The sequence below is a fragment of the Sphingomonas sp. CCH9-F2 genome, assembly GCF_001556735.1.
Classification (GTDB): Bacteria; Pseudomonadota; Alphaproteobacteria; order Sphingomonadales; family Sphingomonadaceae; genus Sphingomonas; species Sphingomonas ginsenosidimutans.
Window position 1 is genome coordinate 21766 of sequence record NZ_LSJO01000477.1, and the last position, 8243, is coordinate 30008.

At 68.0% G+C, this 8243-nt stretch carries 9 protein-coding genes; 4 read left to right on the forward strand and 5 right to left on the reverse strand.

Annotated elements, in window-relative coordinates:
* Positions 1–151: 151 nt before the first annotated feature.
* Together AX685_RS13455 and AX685_RS13460 are read right to left on the reverse strand one after the other, a co-directional pair.
* Positions 152–1474: a dicarboxylate/amino acid:cation symporter gene (locus AX685_RS13455; RefSeq protein ID WP_066489510.1), complete on the reverse strand. Its 1323-nt coding sequence runs from the start codon at positions 1472–1474 to the stop codon at positions 152–154.
* Between the two features lie 109 nt (positions 1475–1583).
* Positions 1584–2486, reverse strand: a complete 903-nt coding sequence (locus AX685_RS13460) for a hydrogen peroxide-inducible genes activator (RefSeq protein WP_066489511.1) — start codon at positions 2484–2486, stop codon at positions 1584–1586.
* Positions 2487–2639: 153 nt separating this feature from the next.
* Here AX685_RS13460 and AX685_RS13465 point away from each other — a divergent pair, with 153 nt between their 5' ends.
* Entirely contained in the window at positions 2640–3185 is a 546-nt protein-coding gene (locus AX685_RS13465; RefSeq protein WP_066489512.1) for a peroxiredoxin, read from the forward strand.
* A gap of 150 nt (positions 3186–3335) precedes the next feature.
* Entirely contained in the window at positions 3336–3857 is a 522-nt protein-coding gene (locus AX685_RS13470) for a carboxymuconolactone decarboxylase family protein (protein ID WP_066489527.1), read from the forward strand.
* A gap of 12 nt (positions 3858–3869) precedes the next feature.
* Here the strand turns inward: AX685_RS13470 and AX685_RS13475 are convergent, their stop codons facing one another.
* Positions 3870–4640 carry a sulfite exporter TauE/SafE family protein gene (locus AX685_RS13475; protein ID WP_066489513.1) on the reverse strand — a complete coding sequence of 257 codons (771 nt, stop codon included), beginning with the start codon at positions 4638–4640 and terminating at the stop codon, positions 3870–3872.
* 210 nt (positions 4641–4850) lie between these two features.
* Between AX685_RS13475 and epsC the strand changes: the two genes are divergently transcribed.
* Together epsC and AX685_RS13485 are read left to right on the forward strand one after the other, a co-directional pair.
* The gene (epsC, locus tag AX685_RS13480; protein ID WP_066489515.1) at positions 4851–5546 is read left to right on the forward strand and encodes a serine O-acetyltransferase EpsC; all 696 of its coding nucleotides are present in this window, start codon (positions 4851–4853) and stop codon (positions 5544–5546) included.
* Positions 5546–5890, forward strand: coding sequence for a DUF2794 domain-containing protein (locus AX685_RS13485; protein ID WP_066489518.1), 345 nt, complete (start codon positions 5546–5548; stop codon positions 5888–5890). Before epsC ends, AX685_RS13485 begins: the two co-directional genes overlap by 1 nt.
* On the opposite strand, the gene AX685_RS13490 is transcribed toward AX685_RS13485, so the two are convergent.
* Both AX685_RS13490 and AX685_RS13495 read right to left on the reverse strand, forming a co-directional pair.
* Entirely contained in the window at positions 5891–7111 is a 1221-nt protein-coding gene (locus AX685_RS13490) for a serine hydrolase domain-containing protein (protein ID WP_082740916.1), read from the reverse strand.
* Entirely contained in the window at positions 7111–8010 is a 900-nt protein-coding gene (locus AX685_RS13495; protein ID WP_066489519.1) for an SDR family NAD(P)-dependent oxidoreductase, read from the reverse strand. The genes AX685_RS13490 and AX685_RS13495 overlap by 1 nt, the downstream gene beginning before the upstream one ends.
* Positions 8011–8243 lie beyond the last annotated feature (233 nt).

Genomic DNA, 8243 nt, shown 5'->3' on the forward strand with positions numbered 1-8243 from the left:
GAGATGTCGTGCCCGACGCGCAGCGCGTGTCTCACGTCACCGGCCATACCGGCGAGCCGCTGCTGACGGCTCGCACCCTGGCCCCACTCGCAACGCCTGTGCGCCTTCGCGTCGCTGCTCGCGCCAACCTTCTTCTTAGCTCTGGCGAACCCTAAAGCTTGCGAAAACTGTCGACGTCGCGGGCCGGGCCGGCGCCCGATGGCGCTGCGGGCGGTTCGATCGCGACGGGTTCCTTCGTGTCGAACCCGCCTTCCCATTTGGCGATCACCGCGCTGGCGACCGCATTGCCGATCACGTTGGTGGCGGTGCGGCCCATGTCGAGGAAATGGTCGATCGCCAGGATCAGCAGCAGCCCGGCCTCCGGCAGATTGAACATCGGCAGCGTCGCGGCGATCACCACCAGGCTGGCGCGCGGCACGCCCGCGATCCCCTTCGACGTGACCATCAGCACCAGCAGCATCGTCACCATCTGTCCCAGCGACATGTCGATGCCATAGGCCTGGGCGATGAAGATCGACGCGAAGGTCATGTAGATCATCGACCCGTCGAGGTTGAACGAATAGCCCAGCGGCAGCACGAAGCTGGCGATGCGCGGCGGCACGCCGAACCGGTCCAGCGCCTCCAGCATCCGCGGATAGGCGGCCTCCGACGAGGCGGTCGAGAAGGCGACCAGCAACGGTTCGCGCACGTAGCGGATCAAGTCGCGGATGCGCGGCCCGATGAACAGGAAGCCGATCGTCAGCAGGATCGCCCACAGGCAGATCAGCGCGAGGTAGAAGCTGCCCATGAAATAGGCCAGCTGCCCGATCACCGCCGGCCCGCGCTCCGTCAGCGTGCCCGCGACCGCGGCGAACACCGCCAGCGGGGCGACGCGCATGACGTAATCGGTGACCTGCAACATCACATGCACCAGCGCGTCGACCGCGCGGACCAGCGGCGCGGCCTTTTCCCCGACCGCGGTGATCGCGACGCCGACGAAGACGGACATGACGACGATCTGCAGGATCTCGTTCTTCGCCATCGCGTCGATCATCGAGGCGGGGACGATATGCGCGAAGAAATCCTTCAGGTTGAACGCGGCGGTTTCCAGCCCCGCCGGACTGTTGGCCGCGGGCAGCGCCAGCCCCAGCCCGACGCCGGGCTGCAACAGGTTGACCATCAGCAGCCCCAGCGACAGCGAGAGCAGGCTGGCGGCGATGAACCAGCCCAGGCTGCGTGCGCCGATCCGCCCGAGCGCGGCCGTATCGCCCATCTGCGCGATCCCCGACACCAGGGTGGCGAAGACCAGCGGCGCGATGATCATCTTGATCAGGCGCAGGAAGATCGTGGTGATGATCGAGAAATAGCCCGCGATCCGCGTCACCAGTTCCTTGCCCGCGGGCGAGCCATCGTCGAGCCAGCCGTTGAGGATGAGGCCGGTGACGAGGCCGAGCGCCAGCCCGGCAAGGATGTACAAGGTCAGCCGCTTGGCCATTCGATGCTCCCGCTTGATGCGTGCGAGGGAAAGGAGATTGCGCGGGCGCGGTCAAGCGCCTGTCGACGGTTTGTCGCCTGTCATCATGACGCAGGCGCGGCGCGGCCCCTCACGCCGCGGCCGTCAGCACCTCGCCCATCAGCCGGAAATCGCGTTCGCGCGGGGAGGCGCGGCGCCAGACCAGCGCCAGCGTGCGGCTGGGATGATCGGCGGCGAGCGGGCGGGCGACGACATTGGTGTGATCGAGGATGCCGGCGTCGAGCGCGATCTTGGGCAGCATCGTCACCCCCAGCCCGTTGTCGACCATCTGCACCATCGTGTGGAGCGAGGTGCCCAGCATCGTCGCCTCCGCGCGCAATTCGGCGCGGTTGCACGCCGCCAGCGCATGTTCCTTCAGGCAATGGCCGTCCTCCAGCAGCAGCAGCCGCGTCTCGTCGATATCGGCGGGGCGCACCGGCGCCGGATCGGCGGGCATCTCGCCCTCGGGAAAGGCGAGGAACAGGTGATCGTCGAACAGCTTCATCGACGTCACCTCGCCGCAGGCATAGGGCAGCGCCAGCAGCACGCAGTCGGTGCGGCCGTTGTGAAGCGATTCGCATGCCGGGCCGCTCGGCTCCTCGCGCAGGAACAGCTTCAGGTCGGGATAGTCGCGGCGCAGGCGCGGCAGGATGCGCGGCAGCAGGAACGGTGCGATCGTGGGGATGACGCTCATCCGCATTTCCCCCGACAAAGGACGCCCGGCGGCGCGCGCCATGTCGCCCAGTTCCTCCGCCTCGCGCAGGACGACGCGCGCCTTGGCGGCGATCTGTTCGCCCAGCGGCGTGAAGCGGACGACGCGGCGCGTCCGCTCCACCAGCGTCACGCCGATCAGCGTCTCCAGTTCGCGCAGCCCCGCCGACAGCGTCGATTGCGTGACGAAACACGCCTCTGCCGCGCGGCCGAAATGACCGTGGTCCTTGAGCGCGACGAGATATTGCAGCTGTTTCAACGTCGGAAGGTAGGTGGCGGCCATTCATCGCTCCGGTCGATCACTAGTCTTGTCATAGTCGATTGGATCAATCAGGCCAAATCCCTATATCCCCGCATGACAAGGACGATGCCGCACGAACGGCGCCGCCGAGCGGAGAGGATGGCTGGAAACCCGTTTTCCAAGAGGAGCCATTCGATGCTGACCATCGGCGATACCTTCCCCGCCATAACCGTTCCCGTCCAGCAGGGCACCGACGCGCTGCCGGCCGGCGAGACGCTGGACCTGACCACCGCCTATCCGGGCAAGTGGAAGGTGCTGTTCTACTGGCCGAAGGACTTCACCTTCGTCTGCCCGACCGAGATCGTCGGCTACAGCCAGATCAAGGGCGATTTCGAGGATCGCGACGCGGTGCTGATCGGCGCGTCGACCGACACCGCGCACGTCCACCTGGCATGGCGCAAGTCGGACCCGGACCTGGCCGCCGCCGACTTCCCGTGGCTGGCCGACAATGGCGCGAAGCTGGCCGAGGCGCTGGGCATCCTCGACAAGAACGAGCATGTCGCGTTCCGCGCCACCTTCATCGTCGATCCGGACAACGTCATCCAGGCGGTGCAGGTCAACGGTCTGAACGTCGGCCGCAACCCGGCCGAGACGCTGCGCGTGCTCGATGCGCTGCAGACCGACGAACTGTGCCCGTGCAACTGGAACAAGGGCGACGACGTGCTGAAGGTCGCGGCCTGATCCGGGCGGGGCGGGGGCAGCGGCTCCCGCCCCGGTCAATCTTACGTCACCCATACGTCCCGTCGTCACCCCAGCGGAAGCTGGGGTCTCTCCATAACCGGGAGACCCCAGCTTCCGCTGGGGTGACGCTTTTCGCCTGAAGGAATGATGATGGCGCTCAAGGAATTCGCGGGCACGCTGCCCGATTTCGCCAAGGACATTCGCCTCAACGTCGGCTCGCTGCTGAACGAGACGGTGCTGAACGACCAGCGCAAGTACGGGTTGCTGCTCGCCTGCGCGCACGGTTCGGGCCACAAGCCGCTGGTCGAGGCGACCGAGGCGGAAGTCGCCGACAAGCTGTCGCCGGAAGCTGCCAATGCCGCGCGCGCCGCGGCGGCGGTGATGGCGATGAACAACGTCTATTATCGCTTCACCCACCTGGCCGGGAACGAGGAATACAGCCGGATGCCCGCCAAGCTGCGGATGAACGTGATCGGCGCGCCGGGCATCGACAAGGTCGATTTCGAGCTGTTCAGCCTGGCGGTCAGCGCGATGAACGGCTGTGGCATGTGCATCGACAGCCACGAACAGGTGCTGAAGAAGGCGGGCGTCACCGCCGAGGTGATCCAGTCGTCGGTGCGGATCGCATCGGTGATGAAGGCGGTGGCGACGGTCCACGCCGCCGTCGCCTGACGCACCGGCCGGTTACATCAGCACCGCACGGATGAAGCCGTAGGTGCTGGTGACCGTCAGGACGATCCCGACCATGACCAGCATGACCTTGGTCGGGATCCGCTTGGCCATGAACGCCCCCAGCGGCGCGGCCAGCACGCCGCCGATCAGCAGGCCGATCGTCGCGGTGGCGAAATCCCGTAGCCCCAAGTGATAGATGAACGCCGCCGACACGGTGGCGGTCAGAAAGAATTCCACCGAATTGACGGTGCCGACCACCTTGCGCGGCTCCACCCCCTGAACCAGCAGGTTCGAGGTGACGATCGGCCCCCAGCCGCCGCCGCCCGCCGCATCCATGAACCCGCCGATCAGCCCCAGCGGCTCCACCACCCGCGGCTTTTGCGTCTTGGGCGGGAACAGCAGCCCGCGGATCAGCAGGTAGAGGCCGATCGCGACCAGATAGGCGAGCACGAACGGCTTGACCGTCGCGGCGTTGATGTTGGTCAGCACATAGGCGCCGGTGACCCCGCCGATCACGCCGGGCACCAGCAGGCGCAGGAACAGTTTCCGGTCGATATTGCCGTGCAGCGCGTGGCTGATCCCCGATACCGCGGTGGTGAAGGTTTCCACGATATGCACGTTCGCCGAGGCGCGCGCGGGCGGCAGCCCGATCACCGCCACCAGGAGCGTGTTGCAGATGACGCCGAATGCCATGCCCAGCGCGCCGTCGACCACCTGCGCACCGAACCCCACGGCGATGAACGGCAGCAGCGCGGACAGATCGATGTCGGCGAACGTCGGCATGAAGGTCTCCGGCGGGCGGACATGCCCGTTTCGCGTTCATGCGGCATACCCCACGAACGCGATAGGGAAATACGATTTAGCGCGGCAAAGCGTTGCTTATGGAAACCGTCGCCTGCCATGATTACATGGCGGCAGATGACACGACCGGCGGGTGCCGGCGGATGCGCGAACCACGCATGGGAAGGTGGGCGCAGGAACATGGGGCACGCTATGTCGCGACTGACCGACTATCTCGATTCGATCCGATCGCGCGACCCGGCGCCGCATTCACGGCTGGAAATCCTCACCTATCCGGGTGTGTGGGCGCTGGCGTGGCATCGCGTCGCGCACCGGCTGTACCGGTCGCGGCTGTACCTGCTGGCGCGGATCGTCAACCACTTCTCGCGCGCGACCACCGCGATCGACATCCATCCGGGGGCGAAGATCGGGCGCAATTTCTTCATCGACCACGGCTTCGTCGTGATCGGCGAGACCGCGGAGATCGGTGACGATGTCACCATTTATCAGTGCGTGACGCTGGGCGGGACCAGTCCGGACGATGGCGTGCCGGGCAAGCGGCATCCGACGATCGCGGACGGGGCGATCATCGGTTCGGGCGCGCAGGTGCTCGGCCCGATCACCGTCGGCCCGCGCGCGCGTGTCGGCGCCAATGCGGTGGTGACGCGCGACGTGCCCGCGGGTGCCGTGATGGTCGGTATCCCCGCACGGCCGACGATCGTGGAGGGCGGGGCGGCCCCCGAGCGGCGCTTCGTTCCTTATGGTACGCCGTGCAGCGAGACGTTCGATCCGCAGACGCAGAAGGTCGAGCTGCTGCGTTGCGAACTGGAGGCGATGAAGCGGCGGCTCGACGCGCTGCTGGGCGAGCAGGGCGCGGCGCCCGATGAAGAGGTTCGCGATCGCGCCTGATGGGCATCGTCACCCCTTTCCCCGCGAACGGGCAGCGACCCGGCCAGATCGGTTTCGACCGGATCGAGTTGACCCGCATCCTCGACCTGTACGGCCGGATGGTGGCGGCGGGGCATTGGCGCGACTATGCGATCGACCTGGGGCGCGACGCGGCGGTCTTCGCCGCCTTTCGCCGCGCCGCCGAGCGGCCGGAATACCGGATCGAAAAGCATCCCGCGCTGCGCCAGCGGCAGGGGATGTGGGCGCTGGTGGGCGAGGGCGGGCAGGTCATCAAGCGCGGGCATGAACTGGGGCCGGTGCTGGCCCCGATCGAGCGCCGGCTGATGAAGCTGGTGGAGGAATAGTCAGCGGCGGTGCCGTCCGCGTGCCAGCGCCTCCTCCTGTATCGAAAAGGCCGAGCGGGGCGACCGTGCGCCTTCGGGAACCGCCGTGGCGAAAAAGGCGACGCCGCGCCCGGTCGCCGGATCGATCCACAGCCCCGAGCGAAGGCCGTAGGCGTCGCCGGCATGGCCGAAGCGCGCGACGCCGTCACGGAACGGATCGTCGCGGCATCCGGCCCGCGGCGTCGCCAGCGTCTGCATCGCGAGGCCGTAGCGGCAATCGAACCCGTCGCCGGTATCGCCGTTCGCGCCGTCATAGCGCCATTCCGGCCCGCGCAGGATCGCGACCGACGCGGGGGTGAGCAGGCGAACGCCATCGACCTCGCCGCCGCGCGCGAGCAGCCGGCCGATCGTCGCCAAATCATGCATCGAGATGCGCAGCCCGCCTTGCGGAGAGAAGAGCGCGCCATTGTCGCCGGGGCGCCACGTCGTCAGGTCGCACGCGCCGCCCGGGCCGGCGACGACCGGGCAGGTGGGGCGGCGGCCGCGGAGATCGTCGGTCTGCGCCCCGCCGTCCGCGCCGTAGAGGACGACCGCACTCGACACCGCGGCATCCGAACAGCTCGCCCAGTTGAAACAGGCGTCCAGCTTCAGCGGTGCGAGCACCAGCCGCTGCATCAGCCAGTCGAACCGCTCACCGGTGGCGCGCTCCATCACCGACGCAACGACGGGGAAATTGAGGTTGGTGTAGCGGTAGAAGCTGCCCGGCGGGTGATCGGCGTCCCAGGCGCGTGGGTCGGCCAGCCGGTCGGCCAGCCGCGTGCCCAGCGGGACGATATAGCCCGCATCGTCGCGCAGCCCGGAGCGGTGCGACAGCAGTAGCCGCAACGTCACCGGCACATCAGGGTAACGCGGGTGGCGCAGGCGATAGCCGAGCAACCCGGACACGTCCGCATCGAGATCGAGCGTGCCCGCCTCCACGAGGCGCATCACGCCGATCGCGGTCACCAGTTTGGATATCGAGGCGATGCGGACCGGATCGTGCGCGGTGACGCGCCGCCCGGTCGCGCGATCGGCCAGTCCGCGTGCCTCGACCGCGCCGATCCGGCCGCGGTCGAACGCGACGCGCACGCTGGCCGGCGGCGGCGTGACGGGCGGCGGCGGTACGGTCGCACAGGCGGCCAGCCCCGCCGCGGGCAGCAGGCAGGCGAGCGTGCGCAGCCGCCGCGCGCCTGCCCGGTGCATCACTGGCCCTGCAACTTCGCGCCGATCAGCATCGACTGGCCGGCACCCGAATCGGGGACGATTTCCCCGGTGCGGTCGGTGATCTCGGCCCAGTGGCGTGCCACGCCCTCGGGCGACAGGTCGTCGCCGGTCAGCAGCTTGCCCTGCGTCAGCGTGACGTAGCTGGCCTGGAACACGCCCGCGCCCGCGCCGACGATCTGGTTGGTCGGTGCCTCCTCGCTGACGAGGAACAGCGCGGCGGGGACGACCTTTTCCGGCGCGAACGCCTGGAACGCCTGTTCCGGGAACAGATCCTCGGTCATGCGCGTGCCCGCGACCGGGGCGATGGTGTTGACCTTGATGTTGTTCTTCGCGCCTTCGAGGTACAGCGTCTTGGTGAGGCCGGCGAGGCCGAGCTTGGCCGCGCCGTAATTGGCCTGGCCGAAATTGCCGAACAGGCCGGTCGACGACGCGGTCATCAGGATGCGGCCGTAATTCTGCTCGCGGAAGGTTTCCCAGCACGCCTTGGTCGCATTGGCCGAGCCGAGCAGGTGGACGTTGACGACGAAGGCGAAGTCCGCCGGCTCCATCTTCGCGAACGTCTTGTCGCGCAGCACGCCGGCATTGTTGATGAGGACGTGGACGCCGCCCCACTTCTCCTTGGCCCTGGCGACCATTTCGACCATCTGGTCGTATTCGGTGACGCTGGCGCCATTGGCCATCGCCTGACCGCCGGCAGCCTCGATCTCCTCCACCACCTTCAGCGCGGCGTCGGATGCGCCCTGGCCCGTGCGGTCGCCGCCCAGGTCGTTGACGACGACTTTTGCGCCGCGACGCGCGAGTTCCAGGGCATATTGACGGCCCAGACCGCCGCCGGCGCCGGTGACGATGGCTACCTTGTCGTCGAAACGAATGGACATGGAAAAGGCGCTCCCTCCCGATGGATAGAGCGCCCTTCCATACTCACAGTTCGAACGGGCGCAATGCCCGTTCGCCCGTGACCGCGATCAGCGGCGCGCCTTGCGCTTGCCGCGCGCGTCGCTGGCCTGCATGCAGCCGTCATACTGGCCCTTCTTGCAGATCGGATAGCTCTCCTTCGGCGCGGGGGCCGGGAATGCCTGCGACGGCGGCGGGGCGGGCTGGAAGCGGACGG